A 25,147-nucleotide genomic window follows, 5' to 3' on the forward strand; every position below is an offset into this window, starting at 1 on the left:
CCCCACAAGGAGTGATTGCATATGAAACGTCGTGAGTTTTCGCTGACCTCAGCCGGTGTGCTGGCGGGCTCGGTAGTGGCCTTATCGCCCGTGGGCACGGCCCAGGCCCAGGGCAAGCCGCCTGAAGCCGGCAAAGACTATCTGGTGCTGGAGAAGAAAGTGCCGGTCGAGGCGCCTGCGGGCAAGGTCGAGGTGATCGAGTTCTTTTGGTACGCCTGCCCCCATTGCTTTGCGTTTGAGCCGGCTTTGACCGCCTGGCTCAAGCAATTGCCCAAGGACGTTGCGTTCAAGCGCGTGCCGGTGGTGTTCCAGGACAGCTTCGTGCCGCCGCAAAAGCTGTACTACACGCTGGAAGCCATGGGCCAGCTGGAGGCCATGCACTCCAAGGTGTTCAACGCCATCCACGTAGAGCGCCAAAAGCTCGACAAAGACGCGCTGGTGATCGAATGGGCTGCCAAGCAAGGCCTGGACAAAGCCAAGTTCAGTGAAACCTATAACTCGTTCTCGGTGGCTACCAAGGTGCGCAAGGCGGCCCAGCTGCAAGAGGCTTACCAAGTGGCTGGCGTGCCCGCCATGGGCGTAGCCGGCCAGTTCTATACCGACGGCACCCAGGCCCAGTCGATGGAGCGTGGTCTGACAGTGGTGGACTACCTGGTCGCCCAGCAGCGCAAGATCAAGTCCTGAAGCGCCCATGGCGTCTTGTGGCGCATAGGCCCCATAAATCTCATGGGGGCCGAATCTTCAAAAGCCCGCGAATGCGGGCTTTTTCGATTTGCGGGGCCGGATCGGCCGTTACAATGGATTGCAAGATTCGTGCCTCTATGAAAAAAGCCTACCTCTCCACTCTCCAATACCTCCTTCTGGCCCTATGCGCCCTCACGGGTGGGTGGGCCGCGGCTGAAAAAGCCGACCGTCTCAAGCCCATGAATGTCGAATCCGACGCCATGCGCTACGACGACTTGAAGCAAACCAATGTGTTTACCGGCCGCGTGGTGATGACCAAGGGCACCATCATCATCCGCGGCGCCCGCGTCGATGTGCGCCAGGATTCCGAGGGCAACCAGTTCGGCGTGGTGACCGCCGAGCCCGGCAAGCTGGCCTATTTCAAGCAAAAGCGCGATGGCTTGGACGAATACATCGAAGGCGAAGGCGAAACCATCGAATACAGCAGCAAGCTAGACAACGTGCGCTTCATCAAGCGCGCGGTAATGCGCCGCCTGGTGGGCAGCAAGGTCAACGACGAGATCACCGGCGGGCTGATCGTCTACGACAACACCACGGACGTGTTTACCGTGGACAACAACCTGGGCGGCCAGAACACGCAGAACGGCCGGGTCCGTGCGATGCTGACGCCCAAAGCCGCGGCCTCCGCCCCGGCGGGCACGGCTAGCTCCGGCGGCGGGCCGGTATTGCGCCCCAGCACCACGCTGGAGGGGGGGCAGAAGTGACGGCGGCAGTGGAAGTCGCCGACAGCCGTCTGGAAGCCCGCCACCTGCAAAAGGCCTATGGCAGCCGCAAGGTGGTGAAAGACGTGACCCTGGCGGTACGCAAAGGCGAGGTCGTCGGCCTGCTGGGCCCGAACGGCGCTGGCAAAACTACCTCGTTCTACATGATCGTGGGCCTGGTGCGGGCCGATGGCGGGCACATCTCCATCGACGGCCAGTCGGTCGAGCACATGCCTATCCACCGCCGCTCGCGCCTGGGTTTGAGCTATCTGCCGCAAGAAGCCTCGATTTTCCGCAAGCTCACGGTAGCCGAAAACGTGCGCGCTGTGCTCGAGCTGCAGCAGGATGAAGCGGGCAAATCGCTGTCCAAGGCCGCGATTGAAGAGCGTTTGACGGCCTTGCTGCAGGACCTGCGGGTCGAGCATCTGCGCGAATCCAGCGCCATGGCGCTGTCCGGGGGCGAGCGCCGCCGGGTCGAAATCGCCCGTGCGCTGGCAACCCAGCCGCGTTTCATCCTGCTGGACGAGCCGTTTGCCGGTATCGACCCGATTGCCGTGATCGAAATCCAGCGCATCATCAGCTTCCTCAAGTCGCGCGGCATCGGCGTGCTGATTACCGACCACAACGTGCGCGAAACCCTGGGTATTTGCGACCACGCCTACATCATCAGCGACGGCAATGTGCTGGCCCAGGGCACGCCCGCCGAGATCGTGGACAACGCCGATGTGCGCCGCGTCTATCTGGGCGAGCATTTCAAGATGTGATGGCGCCATGAAACAAGGCCTTTCCCTCCGCGTTTCCCAGCACCTGGCGCTGACGCCCCAGCTGCAGCAGTCGATCCGTCTGCTGCAGCTGTCCACGCTTGAGCTGAGCCAGGAAGTCGACCAGATGCTGGACGAGAACCCGTTTCTCGAACGCAACCTGGACGAAGCGCCGCGCGAGGAGTTTGGCTTGGCGCAGTCGGATACGCCCGTCAGCGCCGGCGACCGGGAAACCGAGTCTGCTACCAATTCCGTAGCTGAATACGCAGGTGAGAGCAGCGCAGAAGCCTCAAATGACTCTGAATCTCCGCTGACCGGCGGCGACGACACCAGCTGGGACGGCGACGGCACCTCCGAGGTCAAACCCGACGACAGCGAATGGGGCGGTGACGCCCCCGCGCGGCAGAACAACCTGGGCGAAGACGGCGAGGTGGACGCCACCGAGCTGGCGCGCAGCCAGGAGTCGCTGACCAGCTTCCTGCACCGCCAGGCCCTGGCCCTGCGCCTGGGCGAGGTTGACCAGGCGGCGCTGCGCTTTTTGATCGAATCGCTGAACGACGACGGCTACCTGGAAGACGATCTGCCCACCCTGGCCCAGGGCCTGGCGGGCGACGACCCGGAGGCTGTTGACGAGCTGGTGCACCGTTTCACCGTGGCGCTGCGCCTGCTGCAAAGCCTGGAGCCGGCCGGCGTCGGCGCCACCCATCTGGGCGAATGCCTGGTGCTGCAGCTCAAGGCGCTGCAATCCACTATGGGCGACGACCCGGCGCGCAAAACCGCGCTGCGCATCTGCCGCCAACCGATGGACTTGCTGGCCCGCCGCGACGTGAAGCGCTTGTCGCAGCTCTGCCACGCGACCGAGGCCGACATCAAGTTGGCCATGGGCTTGATCGCCCGGCTCGAGCCTAAGCCCGGCCGTCGCTTCGTCGACGTGGAGCGGAACATCGTGGTGCCTGACGTCATCGTCGCCAAGGTCGGCCGCGGCGCCAATGCCAAGTTCCGTGTGCTGCTGAACCCCGAGGTGATGCCGCGCTTGCGCGTGCACGACATCTACGCCAATGCGCTGCGCCAGCACAAGGGCGGCGGCAAGGATGCGTCGAACAACGCGGCGCTGCAGCAGCGCCTGCAGGAAGCGCGCTGGTTCATCAAGAACATCCAGCAGCGCTTTGACACGATTTTGCGGGTCAGCAACGCCATCGTCGAGCGGCAGAAGAACTTCTTCAGCCACGGCGCGCTGGCCATGCGCCCGTTGGTGCTGCGCGAGATTGCCGACGAGCTGGGCCTGCACGAATCGACCATCAGCCGCGTCACCACCGCCAAGTACATGGCCACGCCCTATGGCACGTTTGAGCTCAAGTACTTTTTCGGCTCGTCCCTGGGTACCGAAACCGGCGGCAATGCGTCGAGCACCGCGGTGCGCGCGCTGATCAAGCAGTTTGTCGCCTCCGAAGATTTGAAGAAGCCGTTGAGCGACAGCCAGTTGTCCGAAATGCTGAAAGAGCAGGGCATTGAATGCGCGCGCCGCACCGTGGCCAAGTACCGCGAAGCGCTCAGAATCGCCCCGACGAATCTGCGCAAAGCTCTGTAAGGGGCTGCCGCGGGCCTGTCTGGGACGCGGTGACACTAGGAAACGATTGATATGAACCAACTCCAATTATTTTTACCCTGCGCCGCCGGCGTGGAAGAGCTGCTGGCCGAAGAGGTCCATGAGATCACCGGCCTGCAGGGCGAAGACCTGCGCTCGCACCGCGGCGGCGTGCTGGTGCGCTCGTCGTGGCGCGATGCGATGCGCCTCAATTTGCACAGCCGGCTCGCGCAGCGGGTGCTGATTGAGCTGTCGAACACGCCTTACCGCAACGAGCAGGATTTGTACGAGGCGGCCAGCAATATCGCCTGGGAGATCTGGTTCACGCCCAAGCAAAGCTTCAAGATCGAAGTCACGGCCCAGCACAGCCCGCTGACGTCGCTGAACTTTGCCGCGCTCAAGGTCAAGGACGCCGTGGCCGACCGCTTCCGCTTCAAGACCGGCGTGCGCCCCGACGTCAACACCCAGTGGCCTGATGTGCGCATCTACCTGCACCTGACTACCGAACGCGCCACGGTCTACATCGACACCTCGGGCGACGCGCTGTTCAAGCGCGGCTGGCGTGAAGACAAGGGCGACGCGCCGCTGAAGGAAACCCTGGCCGCCGCGATGATCGCCGCCAGCGGCTGGGACGGCACGACACCGCTGTACGACCCCTGCTGCGGCAGTGGCACCATCGCCATCGAGGCCGCGCAGATCGCCTGCAACATCGCCCCGGGCTCCTTGCGCCGCTTTGGCTTCGAGAAGCTGCTGCCATTTCAGCCCCACGTGTGGAGCGCCATCCAGGAGCAGGCCCACGCTGCCGAGCATGAGCCGCAGACGCAGATATTCGGCAGTGATGTGGCTTTCCGGATGGTCGATTTCTCCACCCGCAATGCCGAGCGCGCAGGCGTGGCCGGCGTGGTCGAGTTCCGCGGCGGCGATGCCTTGCAACGTATGCCGCCCGCCGAATCCGGTGTGATGCTGCTGAACCCGCCGTATGGCGAGCGGATCGAAGTCGCCGGTGTGGCGGGCCGCCGCGAAGCCGCGCAGACCGAAGACGGCAGCGGCGATTTCTTCCCGCAGCTGGCCACCCACTGGAAGCGCAACTACGCCGGTTGGACCGCCTGGATGCTGACGCCCGACCTCAAGCTGCCGGGCAAGATGCGCCTGAAGGAATCGCGCCGCGTGCCGATGTGGAACGGCCCGATCGAATGCCGGCTGTTCAAATTCGACATGGTGGCCGGGTCTGCACGCCGCACGACCGATGCCGCCAAATAAGCCGCTGGAGTTGGGCCCGGGCCCGCACGCGGTGGTGCTGGACACCAACATCGTGCTGGACATGTTCATCTTCGACGACCAGGCCTCCAAGCCGCTGCAGCCCGCGCTGGTGGCCGGCCAATTGCGCTGGCTGGCGACCCAGCACATGCGCAACGAACTGGAGCGGGTGCTCGACTACACCCATCTCATTCCCCGCCTGGCGTTCTACCAAACCAGCAAGGCCGACGTGCTGGCCCAGTTCGACCGCTTTGCCAACCTAGTCGAAGTGGCGCCCCGCATCAGCGCCATCTGCAAAGACCCCGATGACCAGTGCTTCATCGACCTAGCGGTGGCCCACAAGGCCGTGCTGCTGAGCAAGGACAAGGCCGTGCTTTCCATGAAAAAACGGCTGTTAGCGCAGGGTGTATCTGCGCAAGCCGCTATTCAATTTGTAGCGTAAAGCTTTCCGCACTGGCGCGCGGCCAGTAGAACTTGTAGACATTCGGCAGGCTGCTGATGTCGCGGTCCAGCAGGGCGTCTATGGCCAGCGGTGGCAGGATGGTGACCAGCAGCTTGACCCCGGTTTCATTCACCCGGCGCACGATGTGGTGGGCGGTGATCTCACCCGGATGGCGCAGGCCCGCGGCCTGGACCATTTCCTTCAGCGCTTTCAGCGTGTTCTGGTGGAACTGCAGCACCCGCTCGGCCTTGTCGGGCACGATCAGCGCTTGCTGGCGTACCGGGTCCTGGGTGGTCACGCCGGTGGGGCAGTGGCCGGTGTGGCAGGACTGGGCCTGCAGGCAGCCCAGCGCAAACATGAAGCCGCGTGCCGAATTGCACCAGTCGGCGCCCAGCGCCATCATGCGGGCGATGTCGAAGGCGCTGACCACCTTGCCCGCGCAGCCCAGTTTGATGCGGCTGCGCAAACCGACACCGCGCAAGGTGTTGTGCACCAGCTGCAGGCCTTCCTGCAGTGGTGCGCCCACGTGGTCGGTGAACTCCAGCGGCGCGGCGCCGGTGCCGCCCTCGGCACCGTCCACCACGATGAAGTCCGGCGTGATGCCGGTGCTCTGCATGGCCTTGACCATGGCAAACCATTCCCAGGGGTGGCCGATGCACAGCTTGAAGCCCGTGGGCTTGCCGCCCGACAGCTCGCGCAGCCGGGCGATGAACTGCATCATCTCCACCGGTGTCGAGAACGCGCTGTGCGACGAGGGCGACACGCAGTCCACGCCTTCGGGCACGCCGCGGGCCTCGGCAATCTCGGCGCTGACCTTGGGGCCGGGTAGCACGCCGCCGTGGCCGGGCTTGGCGCCTTGGCTGAGCTTGAGCTCGATCATCTTGACCTGCGGGTTGCTGGCGTTGACCGCAAAGCGCTCGGCGTTGAAGCTGCCGTCGTCGTTGCGGCAGCCGAAGTAGCCCGAGCCTATTTCCCATACCAGGTCGCCGCCGTGCACCTTGTGGTGTACCGAGATTGAGCCCTCGCCGGTGTCGTGCGCGAAGTGGCCGCGCTGCGCGCCCTGGTTCAGCGCCAGGATGGCGTTCGCAGACAGCGCGCCAAAGCTCATGGCTGAGATGCTGAAGATGCTGGCGTCGTAAGGCTGGGTGCAGCTGGAGCTGGTGGCAGGCAGCCCAGTCTGGCTGTCCAGACCGATGGTGATGCGGAAGTCGTGGGTGGCGACCTCGGTGGGCGCGACCGAATGGTTGATCCACTCGTAGCCTTCGGCCAGCACGTCCAGCTGGGTGCCGAACGGCCGCTTGTCGATATCGCCCTTGGCGCGCTGGTAGACCAGGGCCCGCTGGGCACGCGAAAAGGGGTTGGCTTCGTTGTCGGCCTCGATGAAATACTGGCGGATCTCCGGACGCACATATTCCAGCATGTAGCGCATGTGGCCGATGACGGGATAGTTGCGCAGCACCGATTTTTTGGTTTGCTGCAGGTCGTAGATGCCCAGGCCGACCAGGCACAGAAACACCAGGCCGGCCAGGGCGCCGGTGTGGAAGGCAACGACGCTGAACAGACTCAGCAGCAAGCCCATCACGCACAGGCCCATGGCGGTGTAGCGCACCGGGTAAATCGAATTCAGATAGTTCAACATCGGGGGATTCTCCTGGCCGCGATGCTACTGGCTAAACTTGGGGTTTGCTATCCGAGATCACCATGACTTCCACCCCCAATTCCGCCCCTCTGCAGCCCGAAGACTTTGACGCGCTGGACCTGATCCTGGAGGATTTGCGCACCCGGTACGACGAAACACCGCAGTGGGAATTCTGTGAAGGTTTCATGGCGGCGTTGGTCTGCGGCCGCAAGGTGATTGCGCCCAGCGAGTATTTCTCGGTGCTGCTGGATATTGGCGACGAGGGCGAGGGCAGCTTTGCCGATGAGGCCCAGAAAGAAGCCTTCATGGCGCTGTGGACCCGGCGCTGGAACGAGGTGGCCACCGCGTTGGACGAGAAGGACGTGAAGAACCTGTCGGACGAAAAAGCCTACACCCCCGAGGTGCTGGATGTGCGCGCCATGATGCTGTCGCTGACCCCTGAAGAACGCGCCGAAGCCATGGTGGACGACGAGGACGGCCCGCTGCCCTCGTTCGGCCAGGTCTGGGCGCTGGGCTTCATGTTCGCGGTGGAGGCCTGGCCCGAAGAGTGGGAAGCCCCAGCTAAGGACAAGGAGGCCGTGCAGTGGTTGGACGGCGCGCTCAGCGCCATCGTGGCCCTGACCGAAGACGATACCGGACCGGCCGAGATTTCTGCCTTTGGCCCCGACGAAGAGGGCGGCGAAGAGCCGCCACCTAGCATGTCCAACGCCCGTATGGAGGCTTTCGGCGAAGCCATGTGGGCGGTGTACGACCTGCGTGAACTCTGGCGCTCGCTAGGTCCGCGGGTCGAGACGGTGCGCGTCGAAGCCACCCCGGGCCGCAACGATCCCTGTCCTTGTGGCAGCGGCAAGAAATACAAGAAGTGCCACGGCATGACCTGATCGCCATGGCTTGAGGTCGTGATCCTTTAGCGGTTTTACAGGCTCACTGTTTCGCCAGAAACTTCTGCAGATTGGCGGCCGCCTGCTTGCGCACCTTGGCGCGCAGAAACGGCGTCCAGCCCAGCAGCAGGCCGGGCGTGCCCAGCGCCTGACGCGACCAGGCCCAGAAATCGAATGCATCGCGGTGCTCGCTGATCAGGCCGGCGGCATTGAAGCGGAACCGCCCGTCGATCCGGTTGTGTACCAGCCGGCCAGTGGCGCTGAAGCGGTAGTGCGCTTCCCAGTGGGCCTGGCCGGTGTTGGCATCGGCCTGCAGGCCATTGAATTCCAGCTTCCAGGCGTCGCGTCCCTTGGCCTGGGTGGCCGTGCACAGCATGCGCCACATGCCGCCGACTTGCTGCTGGCCGCTCAGCGTGAACACCGGGTCTGTAAATTGCACATCGCTGGCATAGCAGGCGGCCATGGTGTCGGCATCGAGCCGGGCAAAAGCGGTGTAGAAGCGTTCAAGCGTGGCCTGGTTGGGGTGCATGTAAACCTTTTTGTGTTACATAATGTTGCGTTATGCGGCGATTTTGTGGGGTGCGGGCGCTTCTTGTTATCGAGTCGCGCAGCCACCACAAAGAATGCATTTTGACGGCCTGGCTGGTCTTTGGTGGCGCACAACGGTGACAGAATGGCCGGGCTTGAATGTTGTGAACCTTCGTCGCTGCGTGCGGCGGGCCAGTCCGACAGATCCAACGCCCGCCTTGACTGGGATAGGCGGGCCGCGGAATGCCCCGGAGCATGGCGGTTTTTTCACCTTAACCGACAGCCTGTTGAACCCTGCAGGCCCACCTCTTGTGAGTGCCCCATTCCCGTGCAGTCTTTAAGCTCCATCCATCCGGTGATCACGTTCCGCAACATCCACGGTGAAGCGATGCGCGGCACCCTCACAAGCTACCAGAAACGCGCTCTGGTGATGGAGGTCTATAGCCCCAATGCGATTGTGCAGATCAGCGAAGTGGTGCATGACCTCACGGTACGCGCTGGCGACAAGAGCATTTACAAGGGCAAGGCGGTGGTGGTCAGCCTGGTCAACACCGGGCTGATGACCGTGGTGTCGGTTACCTTGACCGACGATTGGAACGAAGTCCTCGGTATCCAGTCCGATCCGGCATCCTTCGCGCAGCAGGCTGCGGCCTTCGTTGAAGACTGGACTTCACGTTTCACCATCGCGCAGGACTACCAGGTCGCCGTCAGTGAACTGCGTGCCTACCTGGCCGACGTATCGCGCTGGGTCGATCAGGCCGATCTGGTGGCAACCTTGCCGCGCGAAGCCTCAGGGCGTTTGCGGGAGGACGTGTTTATGGGCATCGCGCAACCACTGATTCTGAAGGCCCGCGATTACTTTGATCGGTTTGAAGCCGTAGCCAGCGCCATTGAGCCCGAACTGAAAACTGCGCACCGCGTGTTCGCACAAGCCGCCATTCATCCGCTGATCTTGCGGGCACCGTTTGTCTACCGCACCTTCGCCAAACCTATGGGTTATGCGGGCGACTACGAGATGGTTAACCAAATGCTCACCGATCCACGGGAGGGCGGCAGTACCTACTTCCAGATCGTCAACACCCTGTTCCTGCAGGCGGCCGTGGCCCGCGCCCACCGTAATCGCATCGACATCCTGGACGGTTATCTCGCGCGCCTTCCAGTGGGATCAGACGAAGCTGCCGAACCGATCCATATCCTGAACGTAGGCTGCGGGCCAGCGATTGAAGTGCAGCGACTGATAGCGAACCATCCGACGCCCGAACGCCTGCACTTCACGCTGATGGACTTTAGCGAAGAAACCCTGGCCTACACCCAGGCCCGCATTGACGAAGCCTGCGCCAGGCGCGGCGTGCGCATTACGGTGGAATGGGTCAATGAATCGGTGCACAACCTGCTGAAGCGGGCCTCGGGTTCCGCGTCGCGGAAGTTGAACGAGCAGATGTTCGACTTTGTCTACTGCGCCGGCCTGTTCGACTATTTGTCTGAAAAAGTATGCCAGCGGCTACTCAAGTATTTTGCGGCCCGCACCAAATCCGATGGCACCATTCTGGTGACCAACGTGCATTCGAGCAATCCCGAGAAAAACACCATGGAGCATTTGCTCGAGTGGCATTTGATTTACCGTGACGAAGAAGAAATGCGTCACCTCGCCCCCACCACATGCGAGGTGCGCAGCATCTATACCGACGACACCGGCGTCAACGTTTTTCTGGAATTGCAGAACACGGCGCTGTCCTTGGACACGATGGCTTGACGCCGCGACGATGCAGCCGCAGATTCACCTCGGATACCAGGCAGAGTTGGCGAATTTTCGCCTGGCATACAGCCGCGTCGGCTGCGCGTTGGCAATTGTGCTGGTGCTCGGAGGTGTGGCGCTGGACCACGCGTTTTACCCGGACCAGGTCTGGGCGCTGGGCTTGGCCCGGCTGTGGACAAGCGGGGTCCTGGTGTTGCTGCTCGGTGCGCTGTACACCCCTCGGCTGGCCAGCACCTATGTGCGTGTTATCACTCTGCTCTGGCTGGCCCTGCCCCAGATCATGATCGCCTGGATGATCTACCGTACACAAGGCGCAGCGTCTCCCTATGTATTCGGTCTGAGCTTGGCACTGTATGCAGCCGGCATCATCATGCCGATCAGTTTTCTGCAGGGGATTTCGCTGGGCGTTTTCACTTTCGTGGCCTATATTTTGGCCTGCTTGGGGTTTGCAGCGGGTGCGCCGGACAATGCGTCGGTGCTGGCAGGCAATACGCTGTTTTTGGTGTTCTCCGCCACCATCTCCGCCGGTTGCACCTGGTTTAACGAAAAAGCTCGGCTGCAGCTGTTCCAGCTACAGCATGAAGTGTCTGAAAAAAACACCGCCCTGCAACAAACCAACAAAGCCCTGGCCGAGATCAAGGGCCACATGATGCAGCAAGAAAAAATGGCCGCCCTCGGCACTTTGGCCGCGGGCCTGCTGCACGAAGTAAACAATCCGGTGAACTACAGCCTGATGGCCCTGAACATGTCGATGATGGACCCCTTGGTGGCCAATAGCCCCGAGCTCAAGGAAAGCCTGGGCGACGCCAAGGAGGGCATGCAGCGCGTGCAAAGCATCGTCTCCGACCTCAAGACCTTCGCCTACCAAAAGCCTGGCGACGAAACCAATACTCGCATCTTCTTGTTCGAGAAAGCCCTGCAGTCGGCCTTGCGCCTGACCGGCTTCGAGCTCAAGGGGATTGCGGTGACCGTCGAATTGCCGATGGACACCCATGTGCGCGGCGACGAACCGGCGCTCATCGGCGTGCTGATCAATCTGCTGGGCAATGCGGCGCTGGCCTTGCACAAGGCCGCGCGCACCGGGCCGCGCATCGATGTGCGCGCGGTGCGCACGGGCGAGCGGCTGGAGGTCACGGTGCGTGACAACGGCACAGGCATCCAGCCCGACCACCTGGCGCGGGTGTTCGAGCCCTTCTTCACCACCCGCGACGTCGGCAAAGGCCTGGGCCTGGGCCTGAGCGTCAGCTACGCCATCGTGCAGCGCCACGGCGGGGCGCTGCGGGTGAACAGTGAGCCCGGCGTCTGGACGGAGTTTGCTTTTGACCTGGGCCTGGCGAATCAAAATGTCTGAACTGCTGCTGCCCCCACCGATCGCCGCCACGGCCTGCACCATCCTGTATGTGGACGACGAGCCGCAGTCCTGCAAATGGTTTGCGCGCAGCCTGGCTGACGAGTTCACTATCCTCACCGCCACCAGCGTGGATGCGGCGCTGGCCCTGTTGCGGGCCCACGCGTCCGAGGTGGCGGTACTGGTTACCGACTACCGCATGCCCGAGCGCAACGGGCTGGACTTGCTGGACGTGGCACTGCGCGAGCACCGCCATCTGGTGCGCCTGCTGGCCACCGGCTATGCCGAGAAAGCGGTGGCCATCGCCGCCGTGAACGTGGCCCAGGTGTTCCGCATCCTGGAGAAGCCGCTCGATGCCGAGGCCACCCGCCAGGCCTTGCGCGATGCACTGGCCTTGCACCGCCAGCAAGCGCTGCAGCGCCTGGTGCATGAAAACCGTGTCACCGCCATGCACGACACCCTGGGCTTTCTGGCGCACGAGCTGGCTACCCCGCTGAGCACGGTGCGCGGCTATATGGACGCGCTGCAGGCCCGGCATATTGCTCCCGAGAGCGGCGTGGCCCGGTTTTCCGAAAGCGGCGCGGGCGAGGTGCTGGCCGCGCTGGCCGCCAGCGAGCGCCAGGCCGCCTACTGCCAGTCGCTGGTGTCGCGCTTTGTGCAGTCGGCGCGCGATGCTGATCCGGGCGGTGTCGCCAGCCAGGTGGCGGCCAGCAGCTTGCTCAAGTCCTTGCTTGACGGCTACCCGTTTGCGGGCGACCAGCGCGCCTGGGTCCACACCCAGCTGGATGCCGACTTTGTGCTGCCCGGCAAGCGCGATCTACTGTACCTGGTGCTGTGCACGCTGACCAAGAACGCCTTGCAAGCCCTGCAGGGCCGGCCCGATCCGCAGCTGCAGATCTGGCTGGGCCACGACCCGGCCAGCCAGCGCGACTGCATCCGTGTCAGCGACAACGGCCCCGGCATCGCCCCAGAACTGCTGGCCCGGTTGAGCCTGGAGCCAACCACCACCCGGGCTACCAGCGGCGGCCACGGCATGGGCCTGGTGCTGTGCCGGCGCGTGCTGCAATCGCTGGGCGCCAGCATGGTGCTGGCCTCGCCGCCGGGCCAGGGCACCTGCGTGAGCCTGTATTTCAAACCCTTTCCTGCGCGACTTGCACCGCATCCGGATGCTGCGTAAGTTCTTCTCCTTCCACAAACATGGCAAGATGACCCTATGAGACCTGACAAAATTCTGTACGTCGATGACGAACCCATGGCGCTCAAGTACTTTGAGCGCTTGATCAGCCCGATGGCGCCGGTGCTTACCGCGTTGTCGGTGGAAGAGGGCAAGGCGGTGCTGCAAGCCCGCGGCGGCGAGATCGCGGTACTGATCTCCGACCAGCGCATGCCCGGTGCCATGGGCAACGAGTTGCTGCGCTATGCGCGCGACCACCACCCGAGCATGGTGCGCATGCTGACCACCGCGTACTCGGAACTGGGTGAGGCTATCGAGGCCATCAACACCGGCGAAATCTACCGCTACGTCACCAAACCCTGGGACCTGGAGTTGCTGCGCGCCGACATGCGCAACGCGCTGGAGCTGTCCGAAACCCGCTGCGAGCGCGACAACCTGCTGCGCGAAAAAATGGCCGTACAGCGCCAGCAACTGCTGGCCAGCCGCATCTCGCAGCTGGCCGTGGTCTGCGCGGGCTTCATGCACGCCGACTACGCGCGCGGCCTGCAGGTGTTTTTGCAGGCAGCCGAGCGCAGCGGCTGCGCGCTGCCGCCTATCGATTGGCGCAGCATGGACCACGCCGAGCTGATGCAGTACGAGGCCCAGCGCAGCGTCGCCATCGGCCAGGCCATGGCCGGCTGGCAGCATGTGTTTGCGGCTGTAGCCACCCCGGCCGCTGCCTTGCAGGCACTGGCCGATGCCTTGCCCGGCCAGGTCGAATTGGCCGGCGATAGCGCCACCATCAGCAACCGCCAGCCGCTGACCTGGCTGCTGGATGCGGCTTCGCACGAGCCGCCGTCGCCCGCACTGGTCGCCTGGCTGGCTTGGCTGATGTGGTGGGGCGGCAGCGCCCAGCTGCAGAGCAGCGAGCAGGGCCTGGTGGTCCGCTTGGGCGACACAGCATCGGCGGCGCCGGCCGACTGGATGGCGACCGCGATCGAGCGGATCAGCCTGGCGGCGTCCGAGGCGGCTTAATCAGTTCGACCAGCCGCTGCAGCGCGTACTCCACCGTGGCGGCACGCACCGCGGCCCGGTCGCCGGCGAACTGCCGGCATTCGCTGTAGATTGCGGTCTGTTCGGGGCCGGGCAGCGCAAAGCCCAGCCATACCAGACCTACCGGTTTTTCGGCACTGCCGCCGCCCGGGCCGGCCACGCCGGTGACGGCAATTGCCACCTGGGCTTGCGAGTGTGCGAGCGCCCCGGCAGCCATGGCGCGCACCACCGGCTCACTGACCGCGCCGTGCGCCGCGATCAAGGCCGCGTCCACCCCCAGCATCTGGGTTTTGGCGTGGTTGGAATAGGTCACAAAGCCGCGTTCAAACCAGTTGCTGGAGCCGGCCAGGTCAGTGCAGGCGGCTGCAATCATGCCACCAGTGCAGCTCTCGGCGGTCGCCAAGAACCAGTGGTTTTTCAGCATCAAATCGGCTATTGGCGCAGGTAGTGATTGCATGGCTAGCTATGAAAAAGATAGTTTTAGAGGAAGCGCCAGAGCGCAATCACCAGCAGTGTGCAGAACGCCGCCACCAGGTCGTCAAAAATAATCCCCCAGCCGCCACGGGCGTTCAAACCCTTGAACACCTTGTCGGCCCAGCCCACCGGTCCTGGCTTGGCCGCATCGAAATACCGGAACAGCCCAAACGCCACCAGCTGGCCGACAAAGCCGGTCGGCATTACCAGCCACAGCACCAGCCAGAAGGCGATGATTTCGTCCCAGACGATGGCGCCGGGGTCGGCCACATTCATGTGCCGCGCGCACACCGTGCAGGCCCACCAGCCGACCAGCAGCGAGCCTAGCAGCAGCCAGCCCATCTGCGCCTGCGTCAGTTGCGGCTGCAGTACCAGAAACGCCAGCCAGGCCCACAGCGTGCCGGCCGTACCCGGCGCCACCGGGCTTAGGCCCGAGCCAAAGCCCAGCGCGATGAAGTGCGCCGGGTGGGAGAGTAAAAACCGGGCGCTGGGGCGCCGCATAGGGGGCTGGGGCGAAGGCAAATCCATAGCCGACGATTATGGTGGAGGCCACTGATAATCTGCACATGACCCCACTGCATATCTCCTCCCAGTTCGACGCCGGCGCCATCGATGTCATCAGTCTGGCCGACCCGCAAGACATCCAGCTGCAGATCCGCCCCGACAACGCCAGCCCCTTCGCCCAGTGGTTCTACTTCTGCCTGCAGGGCGCGGCCGGCGTGCCGGTGGTGCTGCGGTTTTTGAACGCCGGCCAGAGCGCCTACCCGCCCGGCTGGGACGGCTACCGCATCGTGGCCAGCGTGGACCGCCAGCATTGGTTCCGCCTTGACGCCAGCTACGACGGCCAGGTGATGACGGTGCACACCACGCCCACGGCGAACCGCCTGTACTTCGCCTATTTCGAGCCTTATTCGCACGAGCGCCATCTGGACCTGCTGGCCGAGGCCACGGCCTCGGAACTGGTGGCGGTAGAGCACCTGGGCGCCACGCTGGACGGCCGCGACATGACGCTGCTGCGCATCACCGACCCGCTGGTGGATACGGCGAAGAAGAAAGTCTGGCTGATTGCCCGCCAGCACCCGGGCGAAACCATGGCCGAGTGGTTCGCCGAAGGTTTCGTGCAGCGCCTGCTGGACCGCGCTGACCCGTTGAGCCGGGTGTTGCTGCAGCAGTGCGAGTTCTACGTGGTGCCGAACATGAACCCCGACGGCGCGGTGCGGGGCAATCTGCGCACCAATGCCGGCGGCGCGAACCTGAACCGTGAATGGCTGGCACCCAGCCTGGAAAAATCGCCAGAGGTGTTCCATGTGCGCGCCAAGATGCAGGCCGTGGGCGTGGACCTGTTCCTGGACGCGCATGGCGACGAGAACCTGCCCTACAACTTCGTCGTCGGTACCGAGGCCAACCCCGGCTTCAGCCCGCGCATCGAGGGCTTGCAAAACACGTTCAAAGCCGCCTGGCTGGCCGCCAGCCCTGACTTCCAGACGGAAGTAGGTTACCCGCGCGCCGCCCCCGGCCAGGCGAACCTGAGCCTGGCGACCAACTGGGTGGGGCAGCACTTCGACTGCCTGGCGTTCACCATTGAAATGCCGTTCAAGGACAACGCCAACCTGCCGGATGCCGATGCAGGCTGGAATGGCGAGCGCTCAAGGAAACTGGGGGCCAGCGTACTGGCTGCGGTACGGGCCGCGGTTTTTGCATAAAAACGGCCTCTAGCGCAGTATTGGTCTGCGCTGGCAGCTATTTAAAATATAGCGCTATATAGCCCGCATCCGAAGCGCTGCAGGCGACCGGGAGAGCTTGCAATAAAAAACACCTGCTAGCGCAGGTGGATTGTGCGGAGTCCGCTATTTAAAAAATAGCGTCTCGGCACTTCGCCATGGGACCGGAGCCCCATTCCCGATGCGGGTGGCGCCGGGCTTACTTGGCGGCGTGCTGGATTTCGTGGCGGTCGGCGGCAGCGAACAGGTCGGCGGCGAAGCCTGGGTCGGTGTCGGCGTAGGACTCGGCCATCAGGCGCACTTGTTCGGCTTCTTCGAAGACGGTCAGGGCGCGGGGGGCGGACTTTTGGAACAGCGAAGCGGATACGGCGGCGACCAGGTTGGCGGCGGCGGTAGCGAGTTCACGCAGAGCAGAATTGACCGCAGGTGCTGTAGCGGTGCTGGTCAGTTGCAAAGTATTGGTGGTCATGGTGTTTACTCCTGTACATCGGGTTGACGTTGGAGTGAATTATAGGGTTAACCCTAGTTTTGCGCTAGCGCCTTCCTAGGGTTAACCCTCTAGCGTATCTTTTACGCCACCGTGTTGTTTTATTCCAATACGGTCTGCCGCACCGCATGTTCCCAGCGCGCCATCAATTCCGCAGCACGTTGCGTGCCAAGCGTCGGCAAAAACCGCCGTTCGGCGCGCCACAGCGCCGACAGCTCGTCGGTATTGCGGTACACGCCTACCGCCAGCCCGGCCAGATAGGCCGCACCCAGGGCAGTGGTTTCGGTGACGGCGGGGCGTATCACCGGGATGCCCAGCAGGTCGGCCTGGAACTGCATCAGCAAGTCGTTGACGCAGGCGCCGCCGTCTACCCGCAGCTCGGCCACCGGTGTGCCGCCAGCCTGCACCGCGTCGCGGCCCATGGCCAGCAGCAGGGCGGCGCTCTGGTAGGCGATGCTTTCCAGCGCGGCACGCGCGATATGCGCCAGGGTGGTGCCGCGGCTCAGGCCGGTGATGCTGCCGCGGGCCTCGGGTTTCCAATACGGCGCGCCCAGGCCTGTGAAGGCGGGCACGAACATCACGCCACCCGAATCGGGCACGCTTTGCGCAAGGTTTTGCACCTCGCCGCTGTTCGGTATGGCGTGCAGGCCGTCGCGCAGCCACTGCACCACGGCGCCACCGACGAAGACACTGCCTTCAATGGCGAATTCGGGCTGGGCCGAGGGCTGGGCGGCGCTGGTGGTGAGTAGGCCGTTATGGGATGTCTGGAAGGTACTGCCGGTGTGCATCAGCATGAAGCAGCCGGTACCGTAGGTGTTCTTGGCCATGCCGGCCTTGAAGCAGGCTTGCCCGAACAGCGCGCTCTGCTGGTCGCCGGCGACGCCGCCGATGGGGATGGCGTGGCCTAGCAGTGCGGGGCTGATGTCGCCGTAGATGGCGCTGCTGGGTTTGACGGCCGGCATCAGGCTGGGCGGTATGTCCAGCATGGCCAGCAGCTCGGCATCCCACTGGTTGCTGTGCACATTGAACAGCATGGTGCGCGATGCATTGCTGACGTCGGTGGCATGGACACGGCCCTCGGTGAGCTGCCACATCAGCCAGCTGTCGATGGTGCCGAAGGCCAGCTCACCGCGCTCGGCCTGGGCCCGGGCGTTGGGCACGTTGTCCAGCAGCCATTTGAGCTTGGTGCCTGAAAAATAGGCATCGACCAGCAGCCCGGTCTTGCGCTGGATCGTATCGGCCAGGCCGTCGGCGCGCAGTTGCACGCAGGTGGGTTCGGCGCGCCGGTCCTGCCAGACGATGGCGTGGTGGATGGGCTGGCCGGTGGCGCGGTTCCATACCACCGTGGTTTCGCGCTGGTTGGTGATGCCGATGGCGCGGATGTCCTTGGCCTGCAGCTTTGCCTGGGCCAGGGCGGCGCGGGCCGTGGCCAGCTGGGTGCGCCAGATTTCTGCGGGATCGTGCTCGACCCAGCCGGGCTGCGGGAAGATTTGCGGCAATTCCAGCTGCGACTGACTGACGATGTGGCCATCGGCATGGAACACGATGCTGCGGGAGCTGGAGGTGCCCTGGTCGAGCGCGAGGAGATAGGTCATGGTGAGGCGGTAGGGAGAGCGTTATGACGTTGCAATATGGCAGCGCACCTGGGCGTCGCGCAACAGGGCGGGGAAGGGCTCGGGCACCGGGGCATCGGTGAACAAGCGGTCGATCTGCGACAGGCTGGCCACTTCGACCATCGCCGGGCGGTTGAACTTGCTGCTGTCGGCGGCCATCCAGACCTCGCGCGCGTGGCTGATGATGGCCTGCGAGACCTTCACTTCGCGGTAGTCGAAGTCGCGCAGCGTGCCGTCCGATTCAATCGCTGAAATGCCGATCAGCGCAATATCCACCTTGAACTGGCGTATGAAATCGATAGCAGCCTCGCCGACCACTCCACGGTCGCGGCCGCGCACCACGCCGCCCGCGATGATGACTTCGCATTGTGGATTGGCGCACAGGATTGTGGCCACGTTCAGGTTGTTGGTGATCACGCGCAGGCCCTTGTGCTGCAGCAGGGCCTTGGCGATGGCTTCGGTGGTGGTGCCGATGTTCAGTATCAGTGAGCAGTCGTTGGGCACCTCGGCCGCCACCGCGCGGGCGATGCGGGCCTTGCCCTCGGCATGCAGGTTCTCGCGCTGCGGGTGGGCGATGTTTTCAATCGTCGAGCTGGGCACGCGCACCCCGCCGTGGAAGCGGGTCAACAGACCGTCGTCGGCCAGGCGCTGTACGTCGCGGCGCACGGTTTGCAGGGTGACGCCTAGCTTGTCGGCCAACTGGTCGACGGTGAAAGATCCTTGGGCCTGCACGGCATGCAACAGCAGGAGTTGGCGGGGGTTGGGATTCACAGTGTTTCGTTATGCATAAAAGACGTGTGCGGACTTTAAAACGAAAGACAAAGAACGAACCGAGGGTTGTTACTGATAAAAAAGAAACACAAACGAACAATAATTATCAAATTCGAAGATTTGTACCAGTAGCAACAAAGGAATGTGATGCAGTTGAGCTTAGAAGGCATCAGCAAAAAGGTGGGGGCGCAGACCTGGTTGTATGAAATGGGCTTGTCGCCCCAGCCCGGCGCGGTCACCGTATTGCTGGGTGCCACCCAGGCGGGCAAGACCAGCCTGATGCGCATCATGGCCGGGCTGGATGTGCCCAGCCATGGCCGCGTGCGTGTTGACGGCGTGGATGTGACGGGGCAGCCGGTGCGCGAGCGCAACGTGGCCATGGTCTACCAGCAGTTCATCAACTACCCGTCGCTCAAGGTGCGTGACAACATCGCCTCCCCGCTCAAGCTGCGCGGTGAAAAGAACCTGGAACAACGGGTGCGTGAGCTGGCTGAAAAGCTGCACATCGAGATGTTCCTGGACCGCTATCCGGCCGAGCTGTCGGGCGGCCAGCAGCAGCGCGTGGCGTTGGCACGGGCGTTGGCCAAGGCCGCGCCGCTGATGCTGCTGGACGAGCCCTTGGTGAACCTCGATTACAAGCTGCGCGAAGAGCTGCGGGATGAGCTGAGCTCGTTGTTCGCGGCCGGTGAATCCACCGTGGTCTACGCCACCACCGAGCCCGGCGAAGCCTTGCTGCTCGGGGGCTATACCGCGGTGATGGATGCGGGCGAACTGCTGCAGTATGGCCCTACCGCCGAGGTGTTCCACCAGCCCAAGTCGCTGCGGGTGGCCCGGGCTTTCAGCGACCCGCCGATGAACCTGGTTGCCGCACACACCGCCGCCGGTGGCGTGCAGTTGCAGGCTGGCCCGCTGCTGGCACTGGCTTTGCCGCCGACCACCCCGGGTGGCTTGTTGACCGTGGGCCTGCGTGCCAGCGCGCTGCGGGTGCAGGCGCGTCCCGGTGACGTGGCCTTAAACGGACATGTCGAGCTGGCCGAGATTTCGGGTTCCGACACCTTTGTGCACGTGTCTACGCCTATCGGTGAGCTGGTGGCCCAGCTGACTGGCGTGCATTACTTTGAACTGGGCACTGCTTTGACCTTGTACTTCCACGCCACCCAGGCCTATGTGTTTGACGCCCAGGGAGCCTTGCTGCTGGCCCCAGTGCGCAAGGCGAACGCCGGGGGAGCGATCTAATGGCCCGCATCGAACTCGACCTGGCGCACGCCTACCGCGCCAACCCCACGCAGGACAGCGACTACGCCTTGCTGCCGCTGAAGATGACCTTCAACGATGGTGGCGCCTACGCCTTGCTGGGCCCGTCGGGCTGCGGCAAGACCACCATGCTGAACATCATGTCGGGCCTGCTGGCGCCGTCGCAGGGCACAGTGCTGTTTGACGGCAAAGACGTGACCCGTGCCTCGCCACAGGAGCGCAATATTGCCCAGGTGTTCCAGTTCCCGGTGATCTACGACACCATGACCGTGGCCGAGAACTTGGCGTTTCCGCTGCGCAACCGCAAGGTGCCGCAGGCGCAGATCGACAAGCGCGTCGGCGAGATCGCCGAGATGCTGGAGATGAGTGGCCAGTTGAACCAGCGCGCGGCCAACCTGGCGGCGGATGCGAAGCAAAAGATATCGCTAGGCCGCGGCCTGGTGCGTCCTGACGTGTCGGCCGTGCTGTTCGACGAGCCGCTGACCGTGATCGATCCGCACCTGAAATGGCAGCTGCGCCGCAAACTCAAGCAGATCCACCGCGAACTCAAGCTGACTCTGATCTACGTGACCCACGACCAGGTGGAGGCGCTGACCTTTGCCGAACAGGTGGTGGTGATGACGCGCGGCCGGGCTGTGCAAGTGGGCTCGGCCGACGCTTTGTTCGAGCGGCCCAGCCATACCTTTGTAGGCAACTTCATCGGTTCACCGGGCATGAACTTCTTGCCTGCGACTGCGACTGCGGATGTGCTGCAGGTTGCGGGTGCGCAATGGTTTCTGCCGCGCGCATTGCCGGAGGGCGCGCTCAAGCTGGGCGTGCGGCCCGAATACGTGTCGCTGGCCCAGCCCGCCAGTGCGGGGGCCTTGCGCTGCACGGTTTCCAAGATCCAGGACGTAGGCACCCATGTGATGCTGACGGCCAGCGTGGACGGCCAGGCGCTGAAGGCCCGGCTGAGCCCGGAGGTCCAACTGCCGGCCGAGGGTGACGAGGTTTGGCTGCAGGTGCTGGGCGAGCACACCTGCTTTTATAAGAACGAGGAGATTGTGCAATGAGCACTACGACGAAACCGGTGAACCAGAAGGCCTGGTTCTTGATTCTGCCGGTGCTGATTTGCGTGGCGTTCTCCGCCATCATTCCGTTGATGACGGTGGTGAATTATTCGGTGCAGGACATCATTTCACCCGAGCGCCGGGTGTTCGTGGGCACCGAGTGGTTTGTGGCGGTGATGCGCGACGAAGAGTTGCATGCGGCGCTGCTGCGGCAAATCACCTTCTCGCTGGCTGTGCTGGCGGTGGAGCTGCCGCTGGGCATCTTGCTGGCCTTGTCCATGCCCGCAGATGGCTGGAAGGCTTCGGTGGTGCTGGTGATTGTGTCGCTGTCACTGTTGATTCCATGGAACGTGGTGGGCACCATCTGGCAGATTTTTGGCCGCTCCGATATCGGTCTGCTCGGGGCCGCGCTGCAAGGCATGGGCATCGAGTACAGCTACACCGGCAACGCCACCCACGCCTGGCTCACCGTGCTGCTGATGGACGTGTGGCACTGGACACCGCTGGTGGCTTTGCTCGGCTATGCGGGCCTGCGCTCGATTCCCGATGCCTACTACCAGGCGGCACGGATCGACGGCGCCAGCAAGCTGGCTGTGTTCCGCTACATCCAGCTGCCCAAGATGCGTGGTGTGCTGATGATTGGCGTGCTGCTGCGCTTCATGGACAGCTTCATGATCTACACCGAGCCGTTCGTGTTGACCGGTGGCGGGCCCGGCAATGCGACCACCTTTCTGTCGCAGTTCCTGACGCAGAAAGCCGTGGGCCAGTTTGACCTGGGCCCGGCAGCAGCGTTCTCGCTGATCTACTTTTTGATCATCTTGCTGCTGTGCTTTATTTTGTACAACTGGATGCAGCGCGTCGGCACCCAAGAGAAAGAAGGCGGCCATGAATAAGCCCAAGTTCCAGAAGCGGACGATCTTCCTGCTGGCCTATATCGTCTTCGCCTTGCTGCCGATCTACTGGATGGTGAATATGTCGTTCAAGACGAACGGCGAAATCGTGGCCAGCTTTTCGCTGATTCCCCAGCACTTCACCTGGGACAACTACCGCACCATCCTGACCGATCCATCCTGGTATTCGGGCTATGTCAACAGCCTGATCTACGTGAGCATCAACATGGTGATCACGCTCACCGTGGCCCTGCCAGCGGCCTATGCGTTTTCGCGCTACAGCTTTCTGGGCGACAAGCATGTGTTCTTCTGGCTGCTGACCAACCGCATGACGCCCCCGGCCGTTTTCCTGCTGCCGTTCTTCCAGCTGTATACCACCGTGGGTTTGATGGACACGCACTTGGCAGTGGCCCTTGCGCATCTGCTGTTCAGCGTGCCGCTGGCGGTGTGGATTCTGGAAGGCTTCATGAGTGGCATTCCGCGCGAGATTGACGAAACGGCCTACATCGACGGCTATACCTTCCCGCGATTCTTCTTGACGATCTTCCTGCCGCTGATCAAGGCCGGTGTGGGCGTGGCGGCGTTCTTCTGCTTCATGTTCAGCTGGGTCGAGCTGCTGCTGGCCCGTACGCTGACCAGCGTGAACGCCAAGCCCATCGTGGCCACCATGACACGCACCGTGTCGGCCTCGGGCATGGACTGGGCGACGCTGGCGGCGGCCGGTGTGTTGACCATTGTTCCGGGTGCCATCGTGATCTGGTTTGTGCGCAACTACATCGCTAAGGGCTTCGCCATGGGGCGGGTGTGATCGGACTAACAGGAGATATGTATGTTTGAGTGGATGGCCTGGACCTTGCCGGTCGCAGTTTTCTTTATTTGCATCGCGCTGATGCTGGTGGGTATGACGGTGTGGGAAATCAGGTCGCCGACCACCGTGCGGCGCGGTTTCTTGCCGATGGAAACCACCCGTGGTGACCGCTTGTTCATCGGCCTGCTGAGCGCGGCCTATGTGAACCTGGCGTTTGTCGGTTTGAGCGGCAAGTTTGCAGAGTGGTTCAGCCTGGACGGCGACCCTTCGATCTGGATCAGCTTCTTGCTGTCCATGGTTTTGCTGGCGCTGGTCATGCGCAAAGGTTGAGCAGTGTGTTTTCAAGGATTCGGCTTCCATTGCCCCCAGAGCCGAGCAAGCCTTTCGTTCCATGGGGGTGTACACCAATGAGGAGACGAGACATGAAGATGCGTTATTCCCTACTGGCCGTTGCAGCCGCTTGCGCGCTGACCGGCCATGCATTCGCCGACGAAGCGGCTGCCAAGAAGTGGATCGACAGCGAGTTCCAGCCTTCTACCTTGAGCAAGGACCAGCAGACTGCCGAGTTGAAGTGGTTCATCGAAGCGGCCAAGAAGCTGCAGGCCAAGGGCGTGAAGGAAATTTCGGTCGTGTCCGAAACCATCACCACCCACGAATACGAGAGCAAGACGCTGGCCAAGGCGTTTGAGGAGATCACGGGCATCAAGGTCAAGCATGACCTGATCCAGGAAGGCGACGTGGTCGAGAAGCTGCAAACCTCGATGCAGTCGGGAAAATCGATCTATGACGGCTGGATCACCGACTCGGACCTGATCGGTACCCACTACCGCTACGGCAAGATCATGAACCTGACCGACTACATGGAAGGCAAGGGCAAGGAGTGGACCAACCCAGGTTTGGACCTGAAAGACTTCATCGGCACCAGCTTCACCACCGGCCCGGACAAAAAGCTCTACCAGCTGCCCGATCAGCAGTTTGCCAATCTGTACTGGTTCCGTGCCGATTTGTTTGCCCGCCAGGATTTGAAAGACAAGTTCAAGGCCAAGTACGGCTATGAACTGGGCGTGCCACAGAACTGGAGCGCCTACGAAGACATCGCCGCCTTCTTCAGCGAAGACGTGAAGACCATCGACGGCAAACCCGTCTACGGCCACATGGACTACGGCAAAAAAGACCCATCCCTGGGTTGGCGTTTTACCGACGCCTGGCTGTCCATGGCCGGTACGGCTGACATTGGTAATCCGAATGGTTTGCCCGTGGACGAATGGGGTATCCGTGTAGGCGCCGACAAGTGCACCCCGGTGGGTGCCTCGGTGTCGCGTGGTGGTGCGACCAATTCGCCTGCAGCGGTCTACGCCCTGACCAAGTACGTCGACTGGATGAAGAAGTACGCGCCCAAAGAGGCTAGCGGCATGACCTTCGGCGAAGCCGGCCCCGTGCCCGCCCAAGGCCAGATTGCCCAGCAGATCTTCTGGTACACCGCTTTCACCGCCGACATGATCAAGCCCGGCCTGCCCGTGGTGAATGCCGACGGCACACCCAAGTGGCGCATGGCCCCTGGCCCGAATGGCCCGTACTGGAAGCAAGGCATGCAGAACGGCTACCAGGACGTGGGTTCCTGGACCTTCTTTGCCAACCACGACGCCGACAAGACCGCCGCTGCCTGGCTCTATGCGCAGTTCGTGACTGCCAAGACCACCTCGCTGAAAAAGACCACGGTGGGCCTGACCCCGATCCGCGAGTCCGACATCCAGAGCAAGGCCATGACCGATATGGCCCCCAAGCTGGGTGGTTTGGTGGAGTTCTACCGCAGCCCTGCGCGCGTTGCCTGGTCGCCCACCGGCACCAACGTGCCCGATTACCCCAAGCTGGCCCAGCTGTGGTGGAAAAACGTGGCCCAGGCCGTGACGGGTGAAAAGACCCCGCAAGGCGCGATGGACAACCTGGCGGAAGAGATGGACCAGGTGATGTCCCGTCTGGAGCGCGCTGGCATGGCCCATTGCGCACCCAAGCTCAACCCCAAGGGTGACCCCAACAAGTACCTGAGCGATAAGGGTGCTCCCTGGAAGAAGCTCGCCAACGAGAAGCCAAAGGGCGAAACCATTGCCTACGAAACGCTGCTGAATGCGTGGAAGAACGGCAAGGTGCGCTAACTTCGTAACAGAGATGCAATAGGCTCTGGACTGGCCGCGTGGACTGGGTTCCGCGCGGCCGTTTCTCACCCGGCACGTT

Annotated in this window: 25 protein-coding genes; 18 read left to right on the top strand and 7 right to left on the bottom strand. The window is 63.1% G+C overall.

Going from position 1 to position 25,147, the window contains the following annotated elements:
- Nucleotides 1-21 precede the first annotated feature (21 nt).
- The 6 genes from BLT66_RS10315 (at nucleotide 22) to BLT66_RS10340 (ending at nucleotide 5,490) form a co-directional block, all read left to right on the top strand.
- Nucleotides 22-684, top strand: a complete 663-nt coding sequence (locus BLT66_RS10315) for a thiol:disulfide interchange protein DsbA/DsbL (RefSeq protein ID WP_092757587.1) — start codon at nucleotides 22-24, stop codon at nucleotides 682-684.
- A gap of 137 nt (nucleotides 685-821) precedes the next feature.
- Nucleotides 822-1,448 (top strand): lipopolysaccharide transport periplasmic protein LptA, encoded by a 627-nt coding sequence (gene lptA / locus BLT66_RS10320; protein WP_369821589.1) that lies wholly within the window; start codon nucleotides 822-824, stop codon nucleotides 1,446-1,448.
- On the top strand, nucleotides 1,445-2,209 hold the full coding sequence (gene lptB / locus BLT66_RS10325) for an LPS export ABC transporter ATP-binding protein (protein ID WP_092757589.1): 765 nt from the start codon (nucleotides 1,445-1,447) through the stop codon (nucleotides 2,207-2,209). The genes lptA and lptB overlap by 4 nt, the downstream gene beginning before the upstream one ends.
- A gap of 7 nt (nucleotides 2,210-2,216) precedes the next feature.
- Complete coding sequence (locus BLT66_RS10330; protein WP_092757590.1) at nucleotides 2,217-3,794, top strand: RNA polymerase factor sigma-54; 1,578 nt, start codon at nucleotides 2,217-2,219, stop codon at nucleotides 3,792-3,794.
- A gap of 51 nt (nucleotides 3,795-3,845) precedes the next feature.
- Nucleotides 3,846-5,051 carry a THUMP domain-containing class I SAM-dependent RNA methyltransferase gene (locus tag BLT66_RS10335; protein WP_092757591.1) on the top strand — a complete coding sequence of 402 codons (1,206 nt, stop codon included), beginning with the start codon at nucleotides 3,846-3,848 and terminating at the stop codon, nucleotides 5,049-5,051.
- Entirely contained in the window at nucleotides 5,038-5,490 is a 453-nt protein-coding gene (locus BLT66_RS10340) for a putative toxin-antitoxin system toxin component, PIN family (RefSeq protein ID WP_092757592.1), read from the top strand. Before BLT66_RS10335 ends, BLT66_RS10340 begins: the two co-directional genes overlap by 14 nt.
- Here the strand turns inward: BLT66_RS10340 and BLT66_RS10345 are convergent.
- On the bottom strand, nucleotides 5,471-7,129 hold the full coding sequence (locus BLT66_RS10345; protein WP_092757593.1) for an FMN-binding glutamate synthase family protein: 1,659 nt from the start codon (nucleotides 7,127-7,129) through the stop codon (nucleotides 5,471-5,473). The genes BLT66_RS10340 and BLT66_RS10345 overlap by 20 nt on opposite strands.
- A 62-nt stretch (nucleotides 7,130-7,191) precedes the next feature.
- Here BLT66_RS10345 and BLT66_RS10350 point away from each other — a divergent pair, with 62 nt between their 5' ends.
- Entirely contained in the window at nucleotides 7,192-8,010 is an 819-nt protein-coding gene (locus BLT66_RS10350; protein WP_092757594.1) for a YecA/YgfB family protein, read from the top strand.
- 43 nt (nucleotides 8,011-8,053) lie between these two features.
- On the opposite strand, the gene BLT66_RS10355 is transcribed toward BLT66_RS10350, so the two are convergent.
- On the bottom strand, nucleotides 8,054-8,539 hold the full coding sequence (locus BLT66_RS10355) for a nuclear transport factor 2 family protein (protein ID WP_092757595.1): 486 nt from the start codon (nucleotides 8,537-8,539) through the stop codon (nucleotides 8,054-8,056).
- Between the two features lie 327 nt (nucleotides 8,540-8,866).
- Between BLT66_RS10355 and BLT66_RS10360 the strand changes: the two genes are divergently transcribed.
- From BLT66_RS10360 to BLT66_RS10375, 4 genes are read left to right on the top strand one after another with little or no spacing between them, the layout of a single operon-like run.
- Entirely contained in the window at nucleotides 8,867-10,291 is a 1,425-nt protein-coding gene (locus BLT66_RS10360) for a class I SAM-dependent methyltransferase (protein ID WP_092757596.1), read from the top strand.
- A 10-nt stretch (nucleotides 10,292-10,301) separates the two neighbouring features.
- Complete coding sequence (locus BLT66_RS10365; RefSeq protein WP_092757597.1) at nucleotides 10,302-11,645, top strand: sensor histidine kinase; 1,344 nt, start codon at nucleotides 10,302-10,304, stop codon at nucleotides 11,643-11,645.
- Nucleotides 11,638-12,819 (top strand): sensor histidine kinase, encoded by a 1,182-nt coding sequence (locus BLT66_RS10370; protein ID WP_092757598.1) that lies wholly within the window; start codon nucleotides 11,638-11,640, stop codon nucleotides 12,817-12,819. Before BLT66_RS10365 ends, BLT66_RS10370 begins: the two co-directional genes overlap by 8 nt.
- Before the next feature lie 36 nt (nucleotides 12,820-12,855).
- The gene (locus BLT66_RS10375) at nucleotides 12,856-13,830 is read left to right on the top strand and encodes a response regulator (protein ID WP_092757599.1); all 975 of its coding nucleotides are present in this window, start codon (nucleotides 12,856-12,858) and stop codon (nucleotides 13,828-13,830) included.
- On the opposite strand, the gene BLT66_RS10380 is transcribed toward BLT66_RS10375, so the two are convergent.
- Nucleotides 13,802-14,305 carry a CinA family protein gene (locus tag BLT66_RS10380; RefSeq protein ID WP_092757600.1) on the bottom strand — a complete coding sequence of 168 codons (504 nt, stop codon included), beginning with the start codon at nucleotides 14,303-14,305 and terminating at the stop codon, nucleotides 13,802-13,804. The two genes, BLT66_RS10375 and BLT66_RS10380, sit on opposite strands and share 29 nt — an antisense overlap.
- A 23-nt stretch (nucleotides 14,306-14,328) precedes the next feature.
- Entirely contained in the window at nucleotides 14,329-14,850 is a 522-nt protein-coding gene (locus tag BLT66_RS10385; RefSeq protein ID WP_255406863.1) for a phosphatidylglycerophosphatase A family protein, read from the bottom strand.
- A 38-nt stretch (nucleotides 14,851-14,888) separates the two neighbouring features.
- On the opposite strand from BLT66_RS10385, the gene BLT66_RS10390 reads away from it, so the two are divergent.
- Nucleotides 14,889-16,025: a M14 family metallopeptidase gene (locus BLT66_RS10390; RefSeq protein WP_092757875.1), complete on the top strand. Its 1,137-nt coding sequence runs from the start codon at nucleotides 14,889-14,891 to the stop codon at nucleotides 16,023-16,025.
- A gap of 217 nt (nucleotides 16,026-16,242) precedes the next feature.
- On the opposite strand, the gene BLT66_RS10395 is transcribed toward BLT66_RS10390, so the two are convergent.
- The 3 genes from BLT66_RS10395 to BLT66_RS10405 form a co-directional block, all read right to left on the bottom strand.
- Nucleotides 16,243-16,512: a hypothetical protein gene (locus tag BLT66_RS10395; RefSeq protein ID WP_092757601.1), complete on the bottom strand. Its 270-nt coding sequence runs from the start codon at nucleotides 16,510-16,512 to the stop codon at nucleotides 16,243-16,245.
- Nucleotides 16,513-16,631: 119 nt separating this feature from the next.
- The gene (glpK, locus tag BLT66_RS10400) at nucleotides 16,632-18,125 is read right to left on the bottom strand and encodes a glycerol kinase GlpK (protein WP_092757602.1); all 1,494 of its coding nucleotides are present in this window, start codon (nucleotides 18,123-18,125) and stop codon (nucleotides 16,632-16,634) included.
- Nucleotides 18,126-18,146: 21 nt separating this feature from the next.
- The gene (locus BLT66_RS10405) at nucleotides 18,147-18,914 is read right to left on the bottom strand and encodes a DeoR/GlpR family DNA-binding transcription regulator (RefSeq protein ID WP_092757603.1); all 768 of its coding nucleotides are present in this window, start codon (nucleotides 18,912-18,914) and stop codon (nucleotides 18,147-18,149) included.
- A 147-nt stretch (nucleotides 18,915-19,061) separates the two neighbouring features.
- On the opposite strand from BLT66_RS10405, the gene BLT66_RS10410 reads away from it, so the two are divergent.
- The 6 genes from BLT66_RS10410 to BLT66_RS10435 all read left to right on the top strand — a co-directional run bounded on the left by BLT66_RS10410 (nucleotide 19,062) and on the right by BLT66_RS10435 (nucleotide 25,068).
- Nucleotides 19,062-20,150 carry an ABC transporter ATP-binding protein gene (locus tag BLT66_RS10410; RefSeq protein ID WP_092757604.1) on the top strand — a complete coding sequence of 363 codons (1,089 nt, stop codon included), beginning with the start codon at nucleotides 19,062-19,064 and terminating at the stop codon, nucleotides 20,148-20,150.
- Nucleotides 20,150-21,220 carry an ABC transporter ATP-binding protein gene (locus BLT66_RS10415; RefSeq protein WP_092757605.1) on the top strand — a complete coding sequence of 357 codons (1,071 nt, stop codon included), beginning with the start codon at nucleotides 20,150-20,152 and terminating at the stop codon, nucleotides 21,218-21,220. The genes BLT66_RS10410 and BLT66_RS10415 overlap by 1 nt, the downstream gene beginning before the upstream one ends.
- Nucleotides 21,217-22,110, top strand: a complete 894-nt coding sequence (locus tag BLT66_RS10420; protein ID WP_092757606.1) for a carbohydrate ABC transporter permease — start codon at nucleotides 21,217-21,219, stop codon at nucleotides 22,108-22,110. The genes BLT66_RS10415 and BLT66_RS10420 overlap by 4 nt, the downstream gene beginning before the upstream one ends.
- On the top strand, nucleotides 22,103-22,915 hold the full coding sequence (locus BLT66_RS10425) for a carbohydrate ABC transporter permease (protein ID WP_092757607.1): 813 nt from the start codon (nucleotides 22,103-22,105) through the stop codon (nucleotides 22,913-22,915). Before BLT66_RS10420 ends, BLT66_RS10425 begins: the two co-directional genes overlap by 8 nt.
- 21 nt (nucleotides 22,916-22,936) lie before the next feature.
- Nucleotides 22,937-23,245: a DUF2160 domain-containing protein gene (locus BLT66_RS10430; protein WP_092757608.1), complete on the top strand. Its 309-nt coding sequence runs from the start codon at nucleotides 22,937-22,939 to the stop codon at nucleotides 23,243-23,245.
- Between the two features lie 92 nt (nucleotides 23,246-23,337).
- Nucleotides 23,338-25,068 carry an ABC transporter substrate-binding protein gene (locus BLT66_RS10435; protein WP_092757609.1) on the top strand — a complete coding sequence of 577 codons (1,731 nt, stop codon included), beginning with the start codon at nucleotides 23,338-23,340 and terminating at the stop codon, nucleotides 25,066-25,068.
- The last annotated feature ends 79 nt before the right edge of the window (nucleotides 25,069-25,147 follow it).

The organism is Rhodoferax sp. OV413 (genome assembly GCF_900104385.1).
Taxonomy (GTDB): domain Bacteria; phylum Pseudomonadota; class Gammaproteobacteria; order Burkholderiales; family Burkholderiaceae_C; genus Rhodoferax_B.

Excerpts from the sequence above, each read along its gene's own strand:
- BLT66_RS10395 (WP_092757601.1), bottom strand. The coding sequence starts at position 16,512 with ATGACCACCAATACTTTGCAACTGACCAGCACCGCTACAGCACCTGCG.
- BLT66_RS10370 (WP_092757598.1), top strand. The coding sequence starts at position 11,638 with ATGTCTGAACTGCTGCTGCCCCCACCGATCGCCGCCACGGCCTGCACC.
- BLT66_RS10335 (WP_092757591.1), top strand. The coding sequence starts at position 3,846 with ATGAACCAACTCCAATTATTTTTACCCTGCGCCGCCGGCGTGGAAGAG.
- BLT66_RS10345 (WP_092757593.1), bottom strand. The coding sequence starts at position 7,129 with ATGTTGAACTATCTGAATTCGATTTACCCGGTGCGCTACACCGCCATG.
- lptA (WP_369821589.1), top strand. The coding sequence starts at position 822 with ATGAAAAAAGCCTACCTCTCCACTCTCCAATACCTCCTTCTGGCCCTA.
- BLT66_RS10350 (WP_092757594.1), top strand. The coding sequence starts at position 7,192 with ATGACTTCCACCCCCAATTCCGCCCCTCTGCAGCCCGAAGACTTTGAC.
- BLT66_RS10435 (WP_092757609.1), top strand. The coding sequence starts at position 23,338 with ATGAAGATGCGTTATTCCCTACTGGCCGTTGCAGCCGCTTGCGCGCTG.
- BLT66_RS10330 (WP_092757590.1), top strand. The coding sequence starts at position 2,217 with ATGAAACAAGGCCTTTCCCTCCGCGTTTCCCAGCACCTGGCGCTGACG.
- BLT66_RS10390 (WP_092757875.1), top strand. The coding sequence starts at position 14,889 with ATGACCCCACTGCATATCTCCTCCCAGTTCGACGCCGGCGCCATCGAT.
- BLT66_RS10315 (WP_092757587.1), top strand. The coding sequence starts at position 22 with ATGAAACGTCGTGAGTTTTCGCTGACCTCAGCCGGTGTGCTGGCGGGC.
- BLT66_RS10355 (WP_092757595.1), bottom strand. The coding sequence starts at position 8,539 with ATGCACCCCAACCAGGCCACGCTTGAACGCTTCTACACCGCTTTTGCC.
- BLT66_RS10430 (WP_092757608.1), top strand. The coding sequence starts at position 22,937 with ATGTTTGAGTGGATGGCCTGGACCTTGCCGGTCGCAGTTTTCTTTATT.
- BLT66_RS10415 (WP_092757605.1), top strand. The coding sequence starts at position 20,150 with ATGGCCCGCATCGAACTCGACCTGGCGCACGCCTACCGCGCCAACCCC.
- BLT66_RS10385 (WP_255406863.1), bottom strand. The coding sequence starts at position 14,850 with ATGGATTTGCCTTCGCCCCAGCCCCCTATGCGGCGCCCCAGCGCCCGG.
- glpK (WP_092757602.1), bottom strand. The coding sequence starts at position 18,125 with ATGACCTATCTCCTCGCGCTCGACCAGGGCACCTCCAGCTCCCGCAGC.
- BLT66_RS10365 (WP_092757597.1), top strand. The coding sequence starts at position 10,302 with ATGCAGCCGCAGATTCACCTCGGATACCAGGCAGAGTTGGCGAATTTT.
- BLT66_RS10410 (WP_092757604.1), top strand. The coding sequence starts at position 19,062 with ATGCAGTTGAGCTTAGAAGGCATCAGCAAAAAGGTGGGGGCGCAGACC.
- BLT66_RS10340 (WP_092757592.1), top strand. The coding sequence starts at position 5,038 with ATGCCGCCAAATAAGCCGCTGGAGTTGGGCCCGGGCCCGCACGCGGTG.
- BLT66_RS10425 (WP_092757607.1), top strand. The coding sequence starts at position 22,103 with ATGAATAAGCCCAAGTTCCAGAAGCGGACGATCTTCCTGCTGGCCTAT.
- BLT66_RS10380 (WP_092757600.1), bottom strand. The coding sequence starts at position 14,305 with ATGCAATCACTACCTGCGCCAATAGCCGATTTGATGCTGAAAAACCAC.
- BLT66_RS10375 (WP_092757599.1), top strand. The coding sequence starts at position 12,856 with ATGAGACCTGACAAAATTCTGTACGTCGATGACGAACCCATGGCGCTC.
- BLT66_RS10420 (WP_092757606.1), top strand. The coding sequence starts at position 21,217 with ATGAGCACTACGACGAAACCGGTGAACCAGAAGGCCTGGTTCTTGATT.